22 protein-coding genes and 3 tRNA genes are annotated in these 20,820 nt (G+C 68.2%); 13 read left to right on the top strand and 12 right to left on the bottom strand.

The features are described 5' to 3' along the window. Positions 1-186 precede the first annotated feature (186 nt). The 6 genes from purM to PV734_RS12530 all read right to left on the bottom strand — a co-directional run bounded on the left by purM (position 187) and on the right by PV734_RS12530 (position 5,858). Positions 187-1,266, bottom strand: coding sequence for a phosphoribosylformylglycinamidine cyclo-ligase (gene purM / locus PV734_RS12555; protein ID WP_319096465.1), 1,080 nt, complete (start codon positions 1,264-1,266; stop codon positions 187-189). Positions 1,267-1,330: 64 nt separating this feature from the next. Then, on the bottom strand, positions 1,331-2,860 hold the full coding sequence (purF, locus tag PV734_RS12550; protein WP_319096466.1) for an amidophosphoribosyltransferase: 1,530 nt from the start codon (positions 2,858-2,860) through the stop codon (positions 1,331-1,333). Positions 2,861-2,954: 94 nt separating this feature from the next. Further along, the gene (locus PV734_RS12545; RefSeq protein WP_319289486.1) at positions 2,955-3,806 is read right to left on the bottom strand and encodes an META domain-containing protein; all 852 of its coding nucleotides are present in this window, start codon (positions 3,804-3,806) and stop codon (positions 2,955-2,957) included. 133 nt (positions 3,807-3,939) lie between these two features. After that, positions 3,940-4,746, bottom strand: coding sequence for a maleylpyruvate isomerase family mycothiol-dependent enzyme (locus tag PV734_RS12540; protein WP_319096468.1), 807 nt, complete (start codon positions 4,744-4,746; stop codon positions 3,940-3,942). A gap of 9 nt (positions 4,747-4,755) precedes the next feature. Further along, positions 4,756-4,965 (bottom strand): DUF397 domain-containing protein, encoded by a 210-nt coding sequence (locus PV734_RS12535; protein WP_319096470.1) that lies wholly within the window; start codon positions 4,963-4,965, stop codon positions 4,756-4,758. Continuing rightward, entirely contained in the window at positions 4,962-5,858 is an 897-nt protein-coding gene (locus tag PV734_RS12530; protein WP_319096472.1) for a helix-turn-helix transcriptional regulator, read from the bottom strand. Before PV734_RS12530 ends, PV734_RS12535 begins: the two co-directional genes overlap by 4 nt. Before the next feature lie 212 nt (positions 5,859-6,070). On the opposite strand from PV734_RS12530, the gene PV734_RS12525 reads away from it, so the two are divergent. The 4 genes from PV734_RS12525 (at position 6,071) to PV734_RS12510 (ending at position 7,807) form a co-directional block, all read left to right on the top strand. Beyond that, positions 6,071-6,304 carry a hypothetical protein gene (locus PV734_RS12525; RefSeq protein ID WP_319096473.1) on the top strand — a complete coding sequence of 78 codons (234 nt, stop codon included), beginning with the start codon at positions 6,071-6,073 and terminating at the stop codon, positions 6,302-6,304. Further along, on the top strand, positions 6,301-6,555 hold the full coding sequence (locus PV734_RS12520) for a hypothetical protein (RefSeq protein ID WP_319096474.1): 255 nt from the start codon (positions 6,301-6,303) through the stop codon (positions 6,553-6,555). The genes PV734_RS12525 and PV734_RS12520 overlap by 4 nt, the downstream gene beginning before the upstream one ends. Then, complete coding sequence (locus PV734_RS12515; RefSeq protein WP_319289485.1) at positions 6,552-7,136, top strand: Uma2 family endonuclease; 585 nt, start codon at positions 6,552-6,554, stop codon at positions 7,134-7,136. The genes PV734_RS12520 and PV734_RS12515 overlap by 4 nt, the downstream gene beginning before the upstream one ends. Before the next feature lie 131 nt (positions 7,137-7,267). Beyond that, on the top strand, positions 7,268-7,807 hold the full coding sequence (locus PV734_RS12510) for a DUF4232 domain-containing protein (RefSeq protein WP_319289484.1): 540 nt from the start codon (positions 7,268-7,270) through the stop codon (positions 7,805-7,807). Positions 7,808-8,521: 714 nt separating this feature from the next. Here the strand turns inward: PV734_RS12510 and PV734_RS12505 are convergent. Beyond that, positions 8,522-9,511 carry a helix-turn-helix domain-containing protein gene (locus PV734_RS12505; protein ID WP_319096478.1) on the bottom strand — a complete coding sequence of 330 codons (990 nt, stop codon included), beginning with the start codon at positions 9,509-9,511 and terminating at the stop codon, positions 8,522-8,524. Positions 9,512-9,903: 392 nt separating this feature from the next. On the opposite strand from PV734_RS12505, the gene PV734_RS12500 reads away from it, so the two are divergent. Then, entirely contained in the window at positions 9,904-10,671 is a 768-nt protein-coding gene (locus PV734_RS12500; protein WP_319289483.1) for a hypothetical protein, read from the top strand. Positions 10,672-10,784: 113 nt separating this feature from the next. Here PV734_RS12500 and PV734_RS12495 read toward each other — a convergent pair whose 3' ends face one another. From PV734_RS12495 to purS, 4 genes are all read right to left on the bottom strand, one after another. Next, positions 10,785-11,171 (bottom strand): proteinase inhibitor I36 SMPI, encoded by a 387-nt coding sequence (locus tag PV734_RS12495; RefSeq protein ID WP_415924193.1) that lies wholly within the window; start codon positions 11,169-11,171, stop codon positions 10,785-10,787. Between the two features lie 390 nt (positions 11,172-11,561). Further along, positions 11,562-13,820, bottom strand: a complete 2,259-nt coding sequence (gene purL / locus PV734_RS12490) for a phosphoribosylformylglycinamidine synthase subunit PurL (RefSeq protein ID WP_319096482.1) — start codon at positions 13,818-13,820, stop codon at positions 11,562-11,564. Then, positions 13,817-14,497, bottom strand: coding sequence for a phosphoribosylformylglycinamidine synthase subunit PurQ (gene purQ, locus PV734_RS12485; RefSeq protein WP_319096483.1), 681 nt, complete (start codon positions 14,495-14,497; stop codon positions 13,817-13,819). The genes purL and purQ overlap by 4 nt, the downstream gene beginning before the upstream one ends. Beyond that, positions 14,494-14,757 carry a phosphoribosylformylglycinamidine synthase subunit PurS gene (gene purS / locus PV734_RS12480; protein WP_006377276.1) on the bottom strand — a complete coding sequence of 88 codons (264 nt, stop codon included), beginning with the start codon at positions 14,755-14,757 and terminating at the stop codon, positions 14,494-14,496. The genes purQ and purS overlap by 4 nt, the downstream gene beginning before the upstream one ends. 371 nt (positions 14,758-15,128) lie before the next feature. Here purS and PV734_RS12475 point away from each other — a divergent pair, with 371 nt between their 5' ends. The 8 genes from PV734_RS12475 (at position 15,129) to PV734_RS12440 (ending at position 19,825) form a co-directional block, all read left to right on the top strand. Continuing rightward, positions 15,129-15,446, top strand: a complete 318-nt coding sequence (locus tag PV734_RS12475; protein ID WP_006377278.1) for a histone-like nucleoid-structuring protein Lsr2 — start codon at positions 15,129-15,131, stop codon at positions 15,444-15,446. Positions 15,447-15,600: 154 nt separating this feature from the next. Then, positions 15,601-15,672, top strand: a tRNA-Gly gene (locus PV734_RS12470). An 80-nt stretch (positions 15,673-15,752) separates the two neighbouring features. After that, positions 15,753-15,828 (top strand) — tRNA-Gly (locus PV734_RS12465). A 158-nt stretch (positions 15,829-15,986) separates the two neighbouring features. Further along, positions 15,987-16,958: an ABC transporter ATP-binding protein gene (locus tag PV734_RS12460; protein WP_319096485.1), complete on the top strand. Its 972-nt coding sequence runs from the start codon at positions 15,987-15,989 to the stop codon at positions 16,956-16,958. A gap of 74 nt (positions 16,959-17,032) precedes the next feature. Continuing rightward, on the top strand, positions 17,033-17,776 hold the full coding sequence (locus PV734_RS12455; protein WP_319096647.1) for an ABC transporter permease: 744 nt from the start codon (positions 17,033-17,035) through the stop codon (positions 17,774-17,776). Positions 17,777-17,799: 23 nt separating this feature from the next. Continuing rightward, the gene (locus PV734_RS12450) at positions 17,800-19,107 is read left to right on the top strand and encodes a sensor histidine kinase (protein WP_319289482.1); all 1,308 of its coding nucleotides are present in this window, start codon (positions 17,800-17,802) and stop codon (positions 19,105-19,107) included. Next, complete coding sequence (locus tag PV734_RS12445) at positions 19,104-19,715, top strand: response regulator transcription factor (protein ID WP_319289481.1); 612 nt, start codon at positions 19,104-19,106, stop codon at positions 19,713-19,715. The genes PV734_RS12450 and PV734_RS12445 overlap by 4 nt, the downstream gene beginning before the upstream one ends. Before the next feature lie 34 nt (positions 19,716-19,749). After that, positions 19,750-19,825 (top strand) — tRNA-Gly (locus PV734_RS12440). Between the two features lie 68 nt (positions 19,826-19,893). On the opposite strand, the gene PV734_RS12435 is transcribed toward PV734_RS12440, so the two are convergent. Further along, on the bottom strand, positions 19,894-20,805 hold the full coding sequence (locus PV734_RS12435) for a phosphoribosylaminoimidazolesuccinocarboxamide synthase (protein ID WP_319096490.1): 912 nt from the start codon (positions 20,803-20,805) through the stop codon (positions 19,894-19,896). Positions 20,806-20,820: the final 15 nt, after the last annotated feature.

Here is a 20,820-nt window from a genome sequence, read left to right as displayed (position 1 = left end):
GTCCGGGCGATCTAGCACCGGACCGGGTTTCGTGCGTTGCCGCTCCGCTGGGCTGGGCGCCTGACAGCTCGGGGGGCGCTGTGGTTTGGTGGGTACCGGCGCGTTGTGGTTGGTCGCGCCGTTCCCCGCGCCCCTGGGGGGCGGCTTCGCCGGCCCCCTCAGGACGTCCCCGCCAGACGTCCCCTGCTAGTTGCTTGTGGCGTAGTCGCCCACCAGCTCCGCGCCCGTCTTGTGGTTGTCGCGGTTGGTGATCTCGCCGGCGATCCAGGCTTCCACGCCTCGGTCCGCCAGGGTGGCGAGGGCTACGTCCGCCGAGTCCTCCGGGACGACGGCGATCATGCCGACGCCCATGTTCAGCGTCTTCTCCAGCTCCAGGCGCTCGACGGAACCCGTCTTCCCGACGAGGTCGAAGACCGGGGCCGGGGTCCAGGTGGAGCGGTCGACGATCGCGTGCAGGCCGTCCGGAATCACCCGGGCCAGGTTGGCGGCCAGACCGCCGCCGGTGATGTGCGAGTAGGCGTGCACATCGGTGGTCCGCATGAGGGCCAGGCAGTCCAGCGAGTAGATCTTGGTGGGGACGAGCAGTTCCTCGCCGAGGGTGTGCCCGAACTCCTCGATGTGCGCGTCGAGGGCCAGCCCGCCCTGCTTCAGCAGCACATGCCGGACGAGCGAGTACCCGTTCGAGTGAAGCCCGGAGGCCGCCATGGCGATCACCGCGTCACCCGTACGGATACGATCCGCGCCGAGCACCCGGTCGGCCTCCACGACGCCCGTACCGGCGCCGGCGACGTCGAAGTCGTCCGGGCCGAGGAGACCGGGGTGTTCGGCCGTCTCGCCGCCGACCAGAGCGCATCCGGCCAGCACGCAGCCCTCGGCGATGCCCTTGACGATCGCGGCGACGCGCTCGGGGTGGACCTTGCCGACGCAGATGTAGTCGGTCATGAACAGCGGCTCGGCGCCGCACACCACGATGTCGTCCATGACCATGGCGACCAGGTCGTGGCCGATGGTGTCGTACACGCCGAGCTGCCGGGCGATGTCGACCTTCGTGCCGACGCCGTCGGTCGCGGAGGCGAGCAGCGGGCGCTCGAAGCGCTTGAGGGCGGAGGCGTCGAAGAGGCCGGCGAAGCCGCCCAGGCCGCCGAGGCCCGCGACCTCGGCTCGCTGGGTCTTCTTCACCCACTCCTTCATCAGCTCTACGGCGCGGTCGCCCGCTTCGATGTCGACGCCTGCGGCTGCGTAGCTGGCACCAGTGGTCTCAGACATGAGGGTGAGAACTTTCGTGTCGTACTGCTCGTCGTACTGCTCGTGGAGCAGGTTTTACGGCTGCTTACGGTCGACGGATCGCGTCGGCCGCGGCCGTGGCGGCGGGCCCTGCGGCCAGCTCGGTCTCCAGGAGCTGCTTGCCGAGCAGTTCGGGGTCCGGAAGATCCATCGGGTACTCGCCGTCGAAGCAGGCGCGGCACAGGTTCGGCTTGGCGATGGTGGTCGCCTCGATCATGCCGTCCAGCGAGATGTACGAGAGGGAGTCGGCGCCCAGCGAGGTGCCGATCTCGTCGATGGTCATGCCGTTGGCGATCAGCTCGGCGCGGGTGGCGAAGTCGATGCCGAAGAAGCAGGGCCACTTGACCGGCGGCGAGGAGATCCGGATGTGGACCTCCGCCGCGCCGGCCTCCCGCAGCATGCGCACCAGCGCCCGCTGGGTGTTGCCGCGCACGATCGAGTCGTCGACGACGACCAGACGCTTGCCCTTGATGACTTCCTTCAGCGGGTTCAGCTTCAGCCGGATACCGAGCTGCCGGATCGTCTGGGAGGGCTGGATGAACGTACGTCCGACATAGGCGTTCTTGACCAGTCCGGCCCCGAACGGGATTCCGGAGGCCTCCGCGTAACCGATGGCGGCCGGGGTGCCCGACTCCGGGGTCGCTATCACCAGGTCGGCCTCGACAGGGGCTTCCTTGGCGAGTTTCCGACCCATCTCGACACGGGACAGGTACACGTTCCGGCCGGCGATGTCGGTGTCGGGGCGGGCGAGGTACACGTACTCGAAGACACAGCCCTTGGGCTTCGCTTCCGCGAATCGTGACGTACGCAGACCGTTCTCGTCGATGGCGACGAACTCGCCCGGCTCGATCTCGCGCACATAGGCGGCGCCGCAGATGTCGAGTGCGGCAGACTCGGAGGCGACGACCCAGCCGCGCTCCAGCCGGCCCAGGACCAGCGGGCGGATGCCCTGCGGGTCGCGGGCGGCGTACAGCGTGTGCTCGTCCATGAAGACGAGGGAGAAGGCGCCCTGGACCTGCGGAAGGATCCGCGCGGAGGCGTCCTCGATGGTCAGCGGGTTGCCCTCGTCGTCGGTCTGGGCGGCCAGGAGGGCCGTCAGCAGATCGGTGTCGTTGGTCGCGGCGACGCGCGGAGTGCGCCCGTCGTGCTGCTTGGGCAGGTCGGCGACCATCTCGGCGAGCTGCGCCGTGTTGACCAGGTTGCCGTTGTGGCCGAGGGCGATGGAGCCGTGGCCGGTCGCGCGGAACGTGGGCTGGGCGTTCTCCCAGGTGGAGGCGCCAGTGGTCGAGTAGCGGGCGTGACCGACCGCGATATGACCCTTGAGGGCGCCGAGCGAGGTCTCGTCGAAGACCTGGGACACAAGCCCCATGTCCTTGAAGACGAGGATCTTCGAGCCGTTGCTTACCGCGATTCCCGCGGATTCCTGGCCTCGATGCTGCAGGGCGTAGAGCCCGAAGTAAGTGAGCTTGGCGACCTCTTCGCCGGGGGCCCAGACCCCGAAGACGCCACAAGCGTCCTGGGGGCCTTTCTCGCCGGGGAGCAGATCATGACTGAGTCGACCGTCACCACGTGGCACGGCACCGAGTGTAGGCGAGATCGACCACTGGTCCGAATTAGGGAATGCGACTGTGACACACGGGCGCTGCGGGGCCGTGGACTGCGGTAAGAGCTCAGTCGGCGACGATCGCACCGGCGGTGGTCCCGTTTGCGCTGGTCAGGGACAGGCTGCGGTGATCGATCTTGTACGCCGTCCTGCCGTCGAAGAGTTTCAGGAAGGTCCGCTCGGCCTTCATGAGTGAGGCGTCGCACATCCTTCGGGTGGTCGCCGGGCTGCCGAAAGTGATAGCGCCGTCGCTGACCGTTGCCTCGGCAGAAACGTTGTTGCAACCGGCTTTGCCGCTGACGGTCCCCTTTTTCTGGTCGAAGACGAGGTACGCCTCGGCGCCGGAGGGGAGCGGAGTGGCGGAGTCACTGTCGGTGGTGGTGTCGGTGGCACCGAGTGCCGTGATCTTCCACTTGGTGCCGTAGAGGGCGGCGGCCTTCTCTTCGGAGAGGTGGATGGTGGCGCCGGTCTTGGTGGTGAGGGTGAGCTGCTGGACGCCGCTGTCGCCCTTGGCGCCGCCGCCGTCGGCGCCGGCCTTCGCGGTGAGGGTGCCGCCGGTGAGTGCCTTGGAGAGACTGCTCTCGAAGGTCATCCGATCACCCTGACAGGCCATGTCGGTCGAGCGGGCCGTGCCGAGGTCGATGGCGTCACCGTCGATCGTGGCGGTGGCTCCGAAGCTGTTGCAGCCGTAGTTGCCGCTGACCTCGCCGTCCTTGTCGATCTGCAGGAAGGCGCCGGCGGGGGCGGCGCTCTTCTTCCCGTCCACTGTCAGGTCGTCGATGCTCCAGTGGACGCCGGTGACCTCGGATGTTCCCGATCCGGTGCCCGTACCGACGGTCCGACTGCCGCCGCCGTCCTTCTCGCTGCCGCAGGCCGCGGCGAGGGGGAGCACGGCCAGGGCCAGGATGCTGAGGCTCACGCCCGTCAGTCGCTGCTTTTTCATGTCGGTGGGACGGAAGGGGCGGGTGGGCGGTTCCCGTCCCGCCGCATTTCGAGGGCGGCCGCGGATTCTCCGTACGAAGGGATGCGGCTTCTCCGTACGGGGGCTGCCGTCAGGCCATGAGGGGCAGCAGCTCTCCGAGGTCGGCACGTTCGCCGCTCGCGCTGACCTGGGCGTTGTCGAGGGCGTCGGCCCACCGGACCCGCCCGGTGGCCAGGCGGATCCAGGTCAGCGGGTCGGTCTCGACGACGTTGGGCGGGGTGCCACGGGTGTGCCTCGGCCCCTCGACACACTGCACGACGGCGTACGGCGGGATGCGGACCTCCGTCGAGCCGCCGGGGGCCTTGGCGGCGAGGGCGTCGGCGAGGAGGCGGGTGCAGGTCGCCAGCGCTTGCTTGTCGTAAGGGATGTCGAGGCCGGGGACGGCGGCGTTCAGGTCGTCGGTGTGGACGATCAGTTCGACGGTACGGGTGACCAGGTAGTCGGTGAGGGGGACGGCGCCGACCCGCACCGCGAGGACGCGGGTGTCCGCGACGCCGGTGAGGAGTTCGGTGAGGCGTTCCTCGGTGCGGGCGAGGAGGGCATTGAGGTCGGGGGTGCGCTCGGCGAGGTCGCGGCTGCCCTCCGCGATGGCATCGGCGAAGGGGGCGGTGACGGAGGTGTAGTCGAGGGCCCCGATCTCGGCCTTCGCCGGCTCGTCCCGGTCGAGGGCGAGGCTGATGCTGCCGAGGGCCATCGTGATGTGGGCGACCAGATCACGGACGGTCCAGTCGCCCAGGCGGGTGGGGAGGGCCAGTTGGTCGGGGGTGAGGGTGGAGACGGCTGTGCGGATGTTGGCGTACTGGGTCAGGACTGCGGTGCGGGTTTTGACGGGGTCGTAGGTGCGGGGGCGGGGCTTCGGTTTTCTGGCTGGGGGCATGGCGGGGGCTCAGCTCCGGAGGTGGTCCAGGAGTGCCGCGAAGGCTTCTGGGGGGAAGAGGAGGGCGGGGCCTTGGGGGTGCTTGGAGTCGCGGACGCCTATGCGGGTGGGGGTTAGGTGGGCGACTTCGACGCAGGTTCCGCCTGTTTCGTCGCTGTAGGACGACTTGAACCACGAGTCGTCGTCGGCCAGTTCGAGGGCGCTGTGGTGAGTGCTCACGCTTCGTCCAACTCTCGTGCTGCTCGCTTCAGGAATTCGGGCGTTTCCCTGGGGCCGCCGGCTTCGGCTCGCATGGCATCGAACCGGCGCTTGTAGGCCCAGATCTCGGTGTCCTTGTCCGTGACGCCCACCGCGCTGAAGCCGTCGACACTCACCACTGTGGGCAGCGGTGCCACGAACTCCATGAGCATGAAATTCTGGCTGCATCGGTAGACCGGCTGGCTCATCGGCAGGACTTGTACGGTGACATGCTCCAGCGCAGCCAGTTCCGCCAGGTGCGCGTACTGCTCCCGCATCACACCGGGACCGCCGAACACCCTTCTGAGCACGGCTTCGTCGAGGATCGCGTGGACCTCGACCGGGCTGTCACTTCGGGTGATGGCCTCCTTGCGCCGCATCCTGATCTCGACGTTCCGTTCGACGAACTCGGTCGTACGCTCGTCGATCGGCTTGGCGGCCTCGAACTGCGCCCGCGCATACCCCGGTGTCTGGAACAGGCCGAACATGACGTCCGGCTGATAGACCCTCAGAATCTTGGCATCGCCTTCGAGGCCCAGGCTGATGTTGAACCCTGACGGCATGAAGGTGCGATAGGGCGCCCACCAGCCCCGGTTCAGTGAGTTCTTGTGGATGTCCAGCAGGAACTCCACGTCGTCCGGGTCGTCGACCCCGTACCGATCCAGCAGTTCCTTGAGGTCCTGAACCTTGGGAAGGCTGGTCAGCCCCTTCTCCACGCGATGCAGCGTCGACTCGGAAACGCTGGTTCCCCTGACTGCTTGGGCCCTGGTCATCCCCTTGCCCGTGCCGTCATCCCTCTCCACCTGTTCGCGCAACCGCCGCAACTCCTGGCCGAGTTGCATGCGCCGAATCGTCGGCCCCGTCTTCGCTGCCACCGTGTCCGTTCCTTTCGCGGCCAAGCAGGGCAACCGTACGTCGATGCCTGCCAGTTGGCTCCCCGTGCCCGGCAGATCACTGCCCGTGCCCAGAGTGTGACAGCTCCAGCCCACCATTCGCAGGCACTTCCCCACTTCCCCGCATATACCACTTCGCGTGGGATTCCCTCATTCGATTGTCCGGCGCCAGGAACGAGGGAACCGTTGTCCCCATGACCACTCCTCCAGCCCCCGGTCCCTTCCTCGTAGGTGACCGAGTTCGCGGCACCACCTACGTCCCGCCCGACTCCCGCAAGCGCGAGGCGCCCGAGCACTTCGAGGGTGTCGTCGTGCAGGTCGGGTCCGGCTACCCCAAGGTCGACGCCGAGGGCGACTTCCTCTGGGTGCGCCTCGCCGACTGCACCGAGCGTCAGTCACTCGTGGCCGACACGGAGCCGAACCCGTGACCGGCGTCGAGGTGGACCCCCGCTGCGACATCTGCAAGGTCGGCCGCGCCCCGTTCCTGCGCTACGGCACCCTGGAGAACACCGGCCGCATGTGCTCGGAGTGCCTGCACCGGACCCGCCTGTGCGCCATCTGCCAACAGCCCACGACCACCCCGCTGGTCGCGCTGCCCACGGTCGACCAGGGGACGGGGCCGGGGTGGACCTCGTACGCGTGCCTGGGCTGTACGGACCGGGAGGCCCTGGGAAAGTGACCGTCATGGCCTCGCACACACCCGAAATGTCGGTGACGGAGTTCGAGACGATCGCCTCCGCCGCCCCCGAGACCGTGACTCTGGAGTTCGTCAGGGGACGCCTCTGCGTCAAGAGAACGCCGGACGGGGACCGCAGCACCATCATCGCCTGGCTGGCCCGGCGTTGTATGCAGTCCAGGCCCGACCTGGACCTGTACCGGGGCAAGGGACTCCGGGTGGGGTCATACGGGGAAGGCAGGGCGAGACCGGATGCGGTACTCGCGCCCGAGGCCCTCTTCGCCGGGCACGGCGAGTGGGCCGACCCCGACGGGGCTCTGATGGTCGTCGAGGTCACCTCGTACGACTCCGACACCGACCGGCGGGACCGGCACGAGAAACCGGCCGCGTACGGCCAGTCCGGCATCCCCCTGTACCTGCTGATCGACCGGGACTCCTGCACCCTCACGGTGCACAGCTCCCCGGACCGGGAGGTCGGCGGGTACCGCGACATCCGCACGGCGAAGTTCGGCGAGAAGGTGCTCCTCCCCGACCCGATCGGCATCGAGCTCGACACGGTTACGTGTACGTGCACGAAGCGGTGACATCAGTTACCCGACTGTCGAGAAAAGGATCAACGGCCCACCCAACCTCCTCCGGACCCCGCACCTCTTCAGGTGCGTAGGCACGCACTGACCCGCGTGCCAGTCCGTACACGAGGGGAACCAGAGACTCCATGAACACCAAGCTCGCCGCCGTCGCCCTGGCCGCTGTCGTCGCCGGCGGATACGCCGTCACCGCCGTCCCCGCCTCGGCCGCCACCAAGGCCGCTCCGACCCGCTGCCACACCGCCGACCTGAAGGCCGGTTTCGCCACGGGGGGCGACGCGGCGCCGGAGATGGGGCAGGCCACGGAGCAGACGCAGGCGTTCATCTGGTTCACCAACAAGAGCTCGCGCACCTGCACGCTGTCCGGCTTCCCCGGTGTCGACATGGTCGGCGCCCAGTCGACTGACGGGACGTGGTCGCTGGCGCGCTCTGCCAAGAAGCCCGTGAAGATCACCCTGGAGAAGGGCGACACGGTGGACTTCAGCATCAACCTGCTCCCGGTCGCCGGGTCCACGCCGAAGACTGAGAAGTTCGTCCCGAAGACCTTCCTGGTCACCCCGCCGAACGAGACGACGCACTTCACCCTGACCTGGCCCTTCGGCGGCCAGATCCTCAAGCAGGACGGCGCCACCCACCCGGGCACCTACGTCAACCCGATCGGCTTCTGACCCACCCCCTGGACCGACGAGGGCCCCGCCTGCCAACCGGCAGACGGGGCCCTCGTCGTCGTACAGCCAGAGCCGGCTACGCCAGCAGCGCCGGAATCGTCCCCTCGTGCGCTTCGCGCAGTTCGGTGAGCGTCAGGGTGAACTCGCCCTGGCGCTCAATTGGAGTCGCCGTCGGCGACGCCGACTCGCGTCATCGGCAGCCCCTGTCGGAGTGGCCGACTGATCGGTCTCGCCTGCCCGATTGTCGGTGCCTTCTCGTACGTCCTGGTGTGGACGCAATGCGCATGAGGTGTGGATGGATCGCCGACACAAGTCGACGGTACGTGGGCATTCTTGATCGGGCGTCGGCTCGGAGAGCCTGGTCGCGTTGTCGGCCCACTCCGTCATCGTGGGGTGGGATGTTGCGCGAGGAGGACACCAACATGCTTTTCTGGCAGAAGAGTTCGACCACTCCTCCGGCTTCCGTGGCGCTGGTGGCAAAGGGAACCGTCGCCAAGGCGACTCCGGCTTCGGCTTCGCAGACCTGTCCGGCGGGCAACCTGGTGTCTGTACTCCAGCACGGGGTTCAACGACATGCGGATGCGTACCAGGTCGACGTTCATGTGCGAGGGCCTATACGGCGCGGTTCTCGTGTGCACTGGAGGCCGGAGCCCTTACTGGCCCAAAGCCACACGCCCCCGCCAGGTGCCGCACACGGGCGGGCGCGAACAACGTCTACGTCCAGCCGTGCTCGGACATTACCTGCGACCGGTGCTGCTGGGGTGAGAGCCCGTAAGCACCCCGGAAGGCACGGGCGAAGTCGGAAGCGCGGGGGAAGCACCAGCTGGTGGCGACGGCGTGAATCGGCCGATCACGCAAGGCGGGGTTGGCCAGGTCGCGGTGGGCGCCCTCCAGCCGCCTGTTGCGTATCCAGGTGGCGACTGGTTCTCCGGGCGACTGCTGAAAGATCCGGTGCAGATAGCTGAGAGAGATGTAGTGCGCGGAAGCGATCGCCGACGGTGTCAGTTCCGGGTCACGCAGGTGCTTCCAGATGAATGCCTGGACGCGTTCGGCCGTGACCCGACGGTGGGTCTCGGGCGGCAGCATGGCCTCCACGTCCACCATGGAGGCGAACCATGCGGACACGAGATCGAGCAGGACCGTACCGAGGCGGGGCGCGTCGCACGGTTGGAGGACTTCGGCCTGCCGGCCGACGTTGATGAGGAACTCCGTCAGTAAAGCGCCGACGCCCTCCTGACCCGGCAGCCTCCTGCCCAGCAATGACTGGATCCGGTGCGGCGGCATGGGCAGCGACGCCTTGGGGAAATCCATCCCGATCCCCTTGATCGCGCGGCGCTGCCGGTCGTCCGTCGCTCGCAGGTCATAGGGGTGGGAGCTGTCGACGACGTGCAGGTCCATTGAGCCGAACACGTCGCTCCGAGCGGCATGTTCGAGAGCCAGCCCTCCATCGAGCAACAGCGAGAGTTGATACCGCTCGGGGTCGGACCGGCGGATCATCTTCGGGGTTCGCCGGTAGTTCGTCGGCAGGAAGGACACCGGCAACACCGCCACCGGGCCCAGCTCCATGAGATGGATCGTCGCCCGGAAGTCGGAGGCGTGAATGCTGGTCGCGTCGCTCGGGCGCGACGGGTCGATCAGTTCACGCCAGGCGTCGAACCGGTCTTCGGCAGGCACATCCTCACTCCGAAACACTGTCCCGATCATTGGATCCCGCCCCCGGATGCCCTCTGCCGATCACTCTCGCCCACATCCTTACACGCAGAGATCATTTTGGTCCGGGTGGGTTCCGGCAGCGGCTCTGACGATGTTCGCGATGTCGTTACAACCGAGGACCCGAAAACCAGGACCGGATCAACAAGGACAGGAGCATCATGATGATGAAGCGGACCCGTGCGGCAATGGCCGTATCGCTCGTACTCTTCGGCGGGAGCTCGCTCTCGCTTGCCTCATCGGCTTCGGCGGCCTCGTCGACCTTCGACTACGAGGTGACTCGCAATGCGGCGGCGTATCGGGACATACCAGGGACCGACGTGGTCTTCACCGCCGCGGCGGGAGAGAAGTCCTATCTGTGGTCGCGGAACCTTTCGGTAGCGAGCGTGACCGACCTGGGCAGCGGAGACAACGTCGGAACCACCATGGCGGTACGGTGCCGCCACTCCGACGGCACGGCTCTTCCCGCCGACACGGAGGCCGGGGCGTACTGGGCGGCGAACATGGTGCCCCCCGGAGAGAACTCCGCGTCTCCCGCTCTGCGCTGGGTGTTCACAGCTCCCAGTGCTGGGTCGTACAACTGCCGCCTGTCGGTGACCAGTTACTCGACAATCATCCAGAACGGGCGCAGCGTGACAATGCGGGTTCCCGCTGGTGCCGAACTGGCCCGGGGCACATACGCGTCGACAGCTCGCTGGACACTACCCGCCGCCAGCACCACCGTGATCGCACGGGGGGCGACGCAGACAACCCTCGGGTACACCTACACGCCCGGCAGCGGTGACGACGTCACGGTGGTGCAGGACGCGGCGTTGACGACCTGCGCCCCGGGCTCCACGATCTGCGGGGGCGGGACGACGGCCTATGCCGGAACGCAGGCCGAGACGTGGATCGAGGCCCAGCCGCAGAACCCGGACGGAGGCAGGTGCGGAGGCCCGATCGCCGGCCCGGTGGCGAAGTGGAACATCTCCACCGCCAAGCATCACCAGACAGCTGTGAACACCTTCCACCTCAGCAAGTCCCAGCTGGGCGGCTGCACCCAGATACGCGTGTCCCTCAAGGTGAGGAACGTGGACGGCAACCCGGTCAACCTCCACGCGGGGTACGCCCCCGGACAGATCGCCGCGACTCATGGGCTCGCCTTCACGAGCTGACCGTCGGGCTGTCAGCGGTGAAGCGTCACCGAACACGGACCGTGCGGCGGGACGTCGTTGAGGTCTCCGCCCTGGATGGGCGGAGACCTCAACGACGGTTTGTCATCGGCAGGTTACGGGGTGGCGCCGCCCGTGCAGACCATGCCGCTCTCACCGAAGTAGCCGCTGTCCGAGCTGTTGGAGCTGAACCCGCCGGGCGAGATCGTTCCGTCGTACACCAGGTCGCTACCAACCCTGTGGTAGACGGCGGCCTTCACTGACAGGTTGTTCACGTACGAGCCGATGCCGACAGTGAAGCGGTGGGCGCCGAAATCGGTCAGGTCGATGCACGCCTTGGTGCTGGTGCTCGTGACATCCAGGTGCGCGTAGTTGACGCCTTCGTACAGACACAGCTTGCCGGACGGGCAGCCGCCAACCGCTGACGCGGTCGGAGCGGTCGCTGCCATCCCGGCAACAGCGAGGCCGCCGACGAGTGCGACCGATGCCAACTTACGTTTCACGTCCATCTGAGATCCCTCCGAGTAAGCGTTTTCCGTGCGTCTCGATGATCGAGAATGCCCAAGGCGTGCTTCGAAGTCGTTGTCAGCCAGTCCACATACGTAGGCATTGCGTCTACTCCCGCTCGACGCTCGGAAGGGTTCACCGGTGTACGGGGTGGAGGCCGTCCCGGTGCGCTCGTAGACCTGGCGCCGCCGAGGTCTCAGCGCGGAGGCGGCGAGGGCCAGTTGCGTGGTCCTGCCCGCGCCACTGGGCCCGAGCAGTACAGACCGACCGAGAGAAAGACAAAAGGGAAGTCGCGGCCAACCAAAAAGCCCCCCTCCGGACGCGCGAGGTCCGCGCATCCGGAGGGGGGCCGCGCAGGGTCGGACAGGACCCTCGCCAAGCCGTTGCTACGCCAGCAGCGCCGGAATCGTCCCCTCGTGCGCCTCGCGCAGTTCGGTGAGCGTCAGGGTGAACTCGCCCTGGAGCTCGATGGAGTCGCCGTCCACGACGCCGATCCGGGTCACCGGCAAGCCCCGCGCCCCGCACATGTCGTTGAAGCGGAGCTCCTCCGAGCGCGGGACCGCGACCACCGCGCGGCCGGCCGACTCCGAGAACAGCAGGGTGAACGCGTCGAGTCCGTCCGGTACGACCAGACGCGCGCCCTTCTCGCCCAGCAGCGCCGACTCGACGACCGCCTGGATCAGGCCGCCGTCCGACAGGTCGTGCGCGGAGTCGATCATGCCGTCACGGGAGGCGGAGATCAGGATCTCGGCCAGGAGGCGTTCACGCTCCAGGTCGACCTTCGGGGGCAGGCCCCCGAGGTGGTCGTGCACTACCTGGGACCACGCCGAGCCGCTGAACTCCTCGCGGGTGTCCCCGAGGAGGTACAGCAGCTGCCCCTCCTCCTGGAACGCGACCGGGGTGCGACGCGCCACGTCGTCGATGACTCCCAGGACCGCCACGACGGGAGTGGGGTGAATGGCCACATCCCCCGTCTGGTTGTAGAGGGAGACGTTGCCGCCGGTCACCGGGGTGCCCAACTGCTGGCAGGCGTCCGCGAGTCCGCGTACCGCCTCCGCGAACTGCCACATCACCGCCGGGTCTTCGGGCGAACCGAAGTTCAGGCAGTCGGAGACGGCCAACGGCTTCGCGCCCGTCGTCGCCACGTTCCGGTAGGCCTCCGACAGCGCCAACTGGGCGCCCGCGTACGGGTCGAGCTTGGCGAAGCGGCCGTTGCCGTCCGTCGCGATGGCGACACCGAGGCCGGTCGTCTCGTCGATGCGGATCATCCCGGAGTCCTCGGGCTGGGCCAACACCGTGTTGCCCTGCACGAAGTGGTCGTACTGGGAGGTGATCCAGGACTTCGAAGCCTGGTTGGGGGAGGAGACGAGTTGGAGCACCTGTGCCTTCAGGTCCTCCGAAGTCGTCGGCCGCGCAAGCTTGTTGGCGTCGTCCGCCTGAAGGGCGTCCTGCCAGTCGGGGCGGGCGTACGGGCGCTCGTAGACCGGGCCGTCGTGCGCGACCGTGCGCGGGTCGACGTCGACGATCTTGCCGCCGTGCCAGAAGATCTCCAGCCGGTCGCCGTCGGTGACCTCACCGATCACCGTGGCGATGACGTCCCACTTGTCACAGATGGCGAGGAAGCGGTCGACCTTCTCCGGCTCGACCACCGCGCACATGCGTTCCTGCGACTCGCTCATGAGGATTTCCTCGGGAGAGAGTGTCGAGTCGCGGAGCGGGACGTCGTCGAGGGTCACTCGCATGCCGCCCGAGCCGTTCGACGCCAGCTCGCTCGTCGCGCAGGAGAGGCCCGCGGCGCCCAGGTCCTGGATGCCGACGACCAGCTTCTCGGCGAACGCCTCCAGGGTGCACTCGATGAGCAGCTTCTCCTGGAAGGGGTCGCCGACCTGCACGGCAGGGCGCTTGGAGGGCTTCGCGTCGTCGAAGGTCTCGGAGGCGAGGATCGACGCGCCGCCGATGCCGTCGCCGCCCGTGCGGGCCCCGTACAGGATGACCTTGTTGCCCGTGCCCGACGCCTTCGCCAGGTGGATGTCCTCGTGCCGCATCACACCGATCGCACCGGCGTTGACCAGCGGGTTCCCCTGGTAGCAGGCGTCGAAGACGACCTCGCCGCCGATGTTGGGGAGCCCGAGGCAGTTGCCGTAGCCGCCGATGCCCGCGACGACGCCCGGGAGGACGCGCTTGGTGTCGGGGTGGTCCGCCGCGCCGAAACGGAGGGGGTCCACGACCGCCACCGGGCGCGCGCCCATCGCGATGATGTCGCGCACGATGCCGCCGACGCCCGTGGCCGCGCCCTGGTAGGGCTCGACGTAGGACGGGTGGTTGTGGGACTCGACCTTGAAGGTGACCGCGTAGCCCTGGCCGACGTCGACCACGCCCGCGTTCTCGCCGATACCGACGAGCAGGGCATCCGACTGAGGAGCCTTCTCGCCGAACTGGCGCAGGTGGACTTTGGAGGACTTGTAGGAGCAGTGCTCCGACCACATCACCGAGTACATGGCCAGCTCGGCGCCGGTCGGGCGGCGGCCGAGGATCTCGACGACCCGCTCGTACTCGTCCTTCTTCATGCCGAGTTCGGCCCAGGGCAGCTCGACGTCGGGGGTCTCGGCCGCGTGCTCGACCGTGTCCAGAGGCGTCCGGCTCATGCGTTGACCAGCTTCTTGAGGATCGAGGTGAAGAACGGGAGACCGTCCGTACGGCCGCTGCCGATCAGCGGCTCGACCGCGTGCTCCGGGTGCGGCATGAGGCCCACGACGTTCCCGGCGGCGTTCGTGATGCCGGCGATGTCCCGGAGGGAGCCGTTCGGGTTGAAGTCGCGGTACCGGAACACGACCCGGCCCTCCGCCTCCAGCTCGTCGAGCGTGTGCTCGTCGGCGACGTAGCGGCCGTCCATGTTCTTCAGCGGGATGTGGATCTCCTGGCCGGCGTCGTAGTCGACGGTCCAGGCCGTGTCCGCGTTCTCCACCCGCAGTTTCTGGTCGCGGCAGATGAAGTGCAGGTGGTTGTTGCCGAGCATCGCGCCCGGGAGGAGATGCGCCTCGGTGAGGATCTGGAAGCCGTTGCAGATGCCGAGAACCGGCATGCCCGACTTCGCCTGCTCGATGACCGACTCCATCACCGGCGAGAAACGCGAGATGGCACCGGCACGCAGATAGTCGCCGTACGAGAATCCGCCCGGCAGAACCACCGCGTCGACCTGCTTGAGGTCCTTGTCCTTGTGCCAGAGAGCTACCGGCTCGGCGCCCGCGAGGCGGATCGCGCGCTGGGTGTCCCGGTCGTCCAGGGAACCCGGAAAGGTGACGACTCCAATACGAGCAGTCACTTCTCTTCCCCCACCATCTCCTCCACCTTCACGGTGAAGTCCTCGATCACGGTGTTGGCGAGGAAGGATTCCGCAAGATCATGGATGCGGGCGAGCGCGGCGTCGTCCACCGGTCCGTCAACTTCCAGTTCGAATCGCTTTCCCTGACGTACGTCGGAGACGCCCTCGAAACCGAGACGCGGCAGTGCACGCTGCACCGCCTGGCCCTGGGGGTCGAGGATCTCCGGCTTGAGCATGACGTCGACTACGACGCGTGCCACTGGCACTCCCGGTGTTGTGGTGCTGAGCAGGTTCCTACACGTGGCTTCAGACTACCCGTACAAAATTTCTACGCGGGTAGATTCGTAGGAATCTACGGAACCACGGGACCGACGGCATCACGATCCGGTATCAGAGGGGTGCCATCCCGAAAAATTCTGGGAAAGATCCTGGTTCGCAACCAGGATGTCTATTGCGGGGAGACACGCGGACAGCTTTAGTCGGTCTTCTCATTGCAATGCCGGGCACTGTACAAAGGAAAAGGCATTAGCCGATACTTTGCCCAATAACAGTCGGACAACCGAGATCTCCCGACACCTCCCGACGTCTTCGCACGTCGCGGCAGAGGTGTCGCACGAAGGGACCGATATTCGTGGCTCAGCGCGTCGTGGTCACACTCTCCGACGACATCGACGGCTCGGAAGCGGCGGAAACGATCGCCTTCGGACTTGACGGCAAGTCGTACGAGATCGACCTGAATCAAACCAATGCCAAGAAGCTGCGTAAGGCGCTGGAGCCGTACATGGAGGCCGGCCGCAAGCGGTCGCGCTCCGGCAAGGCGTACAAGCAGACGGAGGTCGCCCCCGACCCGTCGGCGGTCAGGGCCTGGGCCCTCGCCAACAAGTTCGACGTACCGACCCGTGGGCGCATCCCCAAGAAGGTCTACGAGGCCTTCACCGCCGCCCAGTAGCAGCCCGGGCAGGACCCCGGCAGGACCCCGACGTCGGCCCTGCCGCGCCTCAGGAGCCCCTCGGCGCAACCGACTTGCGTTGACCCCCCGCTGATCAGCTAGAGTCTGGAACACGCCGAGGGGCAAGGCCGAAAGGCCCGAACCACGGAGGCTTGCGGGTGTAGTTCAGTAGTAGAACATCCTCCTTCCAGGAGGAAGGCGCAGTGTGCAATTCCTGTCACCCGCTCTGCATCGCCGGCCTGACCACTCTTGTGGATCAGGTAGGCTGGTGCCCGCGCCAGTCGGTGAAAGCCGACTGGAGGCAATGCGGACGTAGCTCAGTTGGTAGAGCGCAACCTTGCCAAGGTTGAGGTCGCCAGTTCGAACCTGGTCGTCCGCTCCAGATCAAGACCCCGGTCCATTGGACCGGGGTCTTCTTCGTGTTCACCTGCCACAGTCGCCGGCCGTCAGTGAGTCATCAGCCAGTCGTCTGACATTTGTCATGTGCGGTGATGACACCGCACACTGCCTTCCCCTCCTTCCGGCCGAGATGCTGAAGGCATGGAAACCAACGAACACGAACACGTGATTGAGGTCACTGACCTGCGGCGTGTGTACGGGGGCGGGTTCGAGGCGGTGCGCGGGGTGTCGTTCTCCGTGGGCCGTGGGGAGGTCTTCGCCCTGCTCGGCACCAACGGCGCGGGCAAGACGTCGACCGTGGAGCTGCTGGAGGGGCTGGCGGCGCCGGCCTCGGGACGCGTACGGGTGCTGGGCCATGATCCGTACACCGAGCGGGCCGTCGTACGGCCGCGTACGGGGGTGATGCTCCAGGAGGGCGGCTTCCCGTCCGAGCTGACCGTCGGCGAGACCGCGCGGATGTGGGCCGGCTGCACGAGCGGAGCACGGCCCGAGGCGGAGGTCCTCGCGCTCGTCGGGCTGGAACGGCGTACCGACGTACGCGTGAAGCAGCTGTCCGGGGGTGAGCGGCGGCGCCTCGACCTCGCGCTCGCGCTTCTCGGCAACCCCGAGGTGCTGTTCCTCGACGAACCGACGACCGGTCTCGACGCCGAAGGGCGCCGCGCCACCTGGGAGTTGGTACGGGAACTGCGCGCCGGCGGTACGACCGTGCTGCTCACCACGCACTACCTGGAGGAGGCGGAGGACCTCGCCGACCGGCTCGCCATCCTCCACGAGGGGCGCATCGCGGCCGCCGGAACACCTGCCGAGGTGACCGCCGCGCAGCCCTCCCGGATCTCCTTCGAACTGCCCTCGGGGTACTTCGTGGGCGATCTGCCGCCGCTCGGCCCGCTCGGCGTCAGCGGATACGAGCAGGAGGGGCGCGTCGTACGGCTGCGTACCCATGAACTCCAGCGCGCGGCGACGCGGTTGCTGGTGTGGGCGGAGCAGACCGGGGTCACCTTGCGGGGGCTGGACGTGCGGTCGGCCTCGCTGGAGGAGGCGTTTCTGCGGATCGCGCGGGAGGCGTCGGCAGGCGTGGAGAGTTCTGTTGGCGCAGAGGAGCGTGTCGCGTGAGTGCGGTTGTCGGTACCAAGGGTGGTGCTGGGGGTCCCGTGAGTGCTGGGGGTACGACCACTCCCGCCGGGCGGATGCGGGCCCTGGCTCGGGCCGAGGCGACGCTGTTCGTGCGGAACAAGGGGACGCTGGTCGCCGCCCTGTTCGTGCCGCTGGTGCTGCCGTTCAGTGTGCGGTCCGCCATGAGCGACACGGACCTGAAGGAGGTCGGGCTCAACGTCGGGACGCTCGTCCTGCCCGCCTCCGTCGGCTTCTCACTGCTCTTCGCCGTCTACGCGGCCCTCGTGGGCGTCTTCGTCGCCCGCCGCGAGGAACTCGTCCTCAAGCGGCTGCGCACCGGCGAGCTGAGCGACTTCGAGATTCTCACCGGGGCGGCGCTCCCGGCGGTCGCGACCGGCCTCGTACAGTGTCTGCTGCTGGCCGTCGGCTGCAGTGTCGTGCTCGATCTCGACGCCCCCTCGGCTCCCCAACTGGCCGTCATCGGGCTGCTGTTGGGCTTGGTGACGGCTGCGGCGCTGGGCGCTCTCACCGCCAGCTTCAGCCGGACCACCGAGAGCGCGCAGGTCACCTCGCTGCCGCTGATGCTGCTCTCGTTCATCGGCTCCGGAATCACCGTCCCGCTGGAGTTTCTGCCCGACCGGCTCGCCTCGTTCTGCGAGCTGCTCCCGCTGACGCCCGCGATCACCCTCGTACGCGGCGCCTGGACCGGCGACCTGTCGGCGCACGACGTCGTGGGTGCCGTACTGACCGGCCTGGCCTGGACCGTCCTGTCGGTGTTTGCTGTACGACGGTGGTTCCGCTGGGAACCGCGGCGGTAGTGGACGGCGGGGGGCACGGGGACATGGACAGGCCGAGGCCGCTGAACTGGTGGGGGCGCAAGAGCACACCGGCGAAGGTGGAGACGTACACGCGCTGGACGTTCCACATGATCGCCTTCGTCGAGGTCACCGCGATCGGGCTGCCCGTGCTGGGGCTGCTGGACGTGTGGCTCGCGCTGTGGCTGTCACTCCTGGTGTGCGGGCACGCCGTGCTGAGCGCGGTGACCGCCTCCCGGGCACTGGACTGGATCTGCGGGACCCGGGAGCAGCCCGTACGGCTGATGACAGCGCTCGTCGCCGTCACCGCGCTGATCGGTGCCGGCGCCCTCGTCCTGGGCCTGCACGGGCCGGGCGGCGACGACATGGAAACGGGCGCGGGCTCGGTCTTCATCGGGGTGATGTCCTTCGGCGCGGGCAGCGCCACCCTCGGGATGCACGGCCGGAAGCGGATGCTGGCGATGGTCGTCGGCCTGGCCGGGGGTTCGACCGCCGTGTCCCTCCTGGTGGGATTCCCGGCCGGCGAAGCCCTGGTCACGGGCTTCGTGGTGCTGCTCTCCGCCGGGTTCGTCACGCTCACCAGCGCCCTCTCCGTCTGGCTGCTCAAGGTCGTCTACGAACTCGACGAGGCCCGCGAGACCCGGTCCCGGCTCGCCGTCGCCGAGGAACGGCTGCGGTTCGGGCGCGATCTGCACGACGTGATGGGGCGGAACCTGGCGGTGATCGCGCTCAAGAGCGAGCTGGCCGTAGAGCTCGCCCGGCGTGAACGGCCCGAGGCCGTGGACCAGATGATCGAGGTGCAGCGGATCGCACGCGAGTCGCAGCGGGAGGTACGGGATGTCGTACGGGGGTACCGCGAGGCCGACCTCGGTGCGGAACTCCTGGGCGCGCAGAGCGTGTTGACCGCCGCGGGGATCTCGTGCGAGGTGACCGGGGAAGCGGCCGGACTGCCGGGTGAGGTGCAGTCGGCGCTCGGGTGGGTGGTCCGGGAGGCGACGACCAACGTGCTGCGGCACGGGGATGCCGGGTGGTGCGGAGTGCGGGTCCGGATCGGTGACGGGCTCGTGGTGCTGACGGTGGAGAACGACGGGGTCGCGGGCGACGAGGGTTCGGGGCGGGGTCCCGGTGAGGGTTCCGGGTCCGGGACGGGGTCCGGGATCGTCGGGCTGCGGGAACGGTTGTCCGCCGTTGACGGGCGGCTGGAGGCGGGGGTCGTGGGCCCGGGCGAGGACCGGTTTCGGGTGGTCGCCACGGTGCCCCTGCCGGGGGGTACAGGGTCAGGGGCCGGGTCGGGATCTGGGGCGAGGGGTGTTGTGAGCGGGGTCACCTCATGAGCGGTGTACGGCTGCTGCTCGCCGACGACGAGCACCTCATCCGGGGTGCGCTGGCCGCGCTGCTCGGGCTGGAGGACGATCTCGTGGTCGTCGCCGAGGCCGCCACCGGGCCCGAGGCGCTGGCCATGGCCCGGGCCCACCGGCCCGACGTCGCGGTCCTCGATCTTGAGATGCCCGGCGCGGACGGTGTGAAGGTCGCCACATCGCTGCGCATGGAACTGCCGGAGTGCCGCGTGCTGATCGTGACCAGTCACGGCCGCCCCGGGCATCTCAAGCGGGCGCTTGCGGCGGGTGTGCGCGGGTTCGTCCCCAAGACGGTCAGTGCCCAGCGGCTCGCCGAGATCATCCGTACGGTGCACGCCGGAAACCGTTACGTCGACCCCGAGTTGGCCGCCGACGCGATCTCCGCCGGGGACTCGCCGCTGACCGCGCGCGAGGCCGAGGTGCTCGAACTGGCCGCCGACGGCGCACCGGTCGCGGAGATCGCGGAACGGGCCGCGCTGTCGCAGGGGACCGTACGGAACTATCTGTCGTCGGCGGTGTCGAAGCTCGGGGCGGAGAACCGGCATGCGGCAGTGCGGCTCGCACGGCTTCGGGGTTGGGTATAGTTGGCGTCGCGCCACGGCACGTACGGGGCGCTACGCGGACGTAGCTCAGTTGGTAGAGCGCAACCTTGCCAAGGTTGAGGTCGCCAGTTCGAACCTGGTCGTCCGCTCCAGACAAAAGACCCCGGTCCTCTCGACCGGGGTCTTTTTCGTGCGCCGTCTCGTGCGCTGTCTCAGGCGGCTATGTCCAGCTCAGGCCCGTCAGGCGCTCGTACGCCTCGATGTACTTCGCGCGGGTCGCGTCGGTGACCTGCTGCGGGAGGGGCGGCGGGGGCTGCTCGCTGGCGCGGACCCAGCCGGACTCCGAGGACGTGAGCCAGTCCCGTACGAACTGCTTGTCGAACGAGGGCTGGGCGTGGCCCGGCTCCCACTGGTCGGCCGGCCAGAAGCGGGACGAGTCCGGGGTGAGGACCTCGTCGGCGAGGACCAGCTTCTCGCCGTCCTCGGTGGTCTCGTACCCGAACTCGAACTTCGTGTCCGCCAGGATGATCCCCCGCTCGCGGGCGATGTCCCGGGCGCGGGAGTAGACGGCGAGGGTCGCCTGGCGCAGCTGGGCGGCGGACTCGGCGCCGACCTGGCGGGCGACCTCCTCGTACGACACGTTCTCGTCGTGCTCGCCGACCGCCGCCTTCGTGGCCGGGGTGAAGATCGGGGCGGGCAGCTCGGAGCCGTCGGTGAGACCTTCGGGGAGGGCCAGGCCGCAGACCGTACGGGAGTCGTTGTACTCGGTGAGGCCGGAGCCGGTGAGGTAGCCGCGGGCCACGCACTCGACCGGCATCATGCGCAGGGACTTGCAGATCAGGGTGCGGCCCGCCCAGTCCGCGGGGGCGCCCGGCGGGAGCTCGGTGCTCAGGACGTGGTTGGGGGCCAGGTCGGCGAGCTGGTCGAACCACCAGAGCGAGAGCTGGGTGAGAACGCGGCCCTTGTCGGGGATCTCCGTCCGCAGCACCCAGTCGAAGGCGGAGATACGGTCGCTGGCGACCATCACGAGGTCGCCCGCCTCGTTCTGGTACAGGTCGCGCACCTTGCCGGTGTGCAGATGCACCAGACCCGGAACCTGAAGAGGCTCGGGCTTTTCTACGAATCCGGACACGGTTCCTCCCCGTGG

Origin of the sequence: Streptomyces sp. AK08-02, assembly GCF_033795085.1 — a bacterium.
GTDB classification, from domain to species: domain Bacteria; phylum Actinomycetota; class Actinomycetes; order Streptomycetales; family Streptomycetaceae; genus Streptomyces; species Streptomyces echiniscabiei.
Note: the sequence above shows the minus strand (reverse complement) of the source record. Positions and strands in the feature narration are given on the sequence as shown.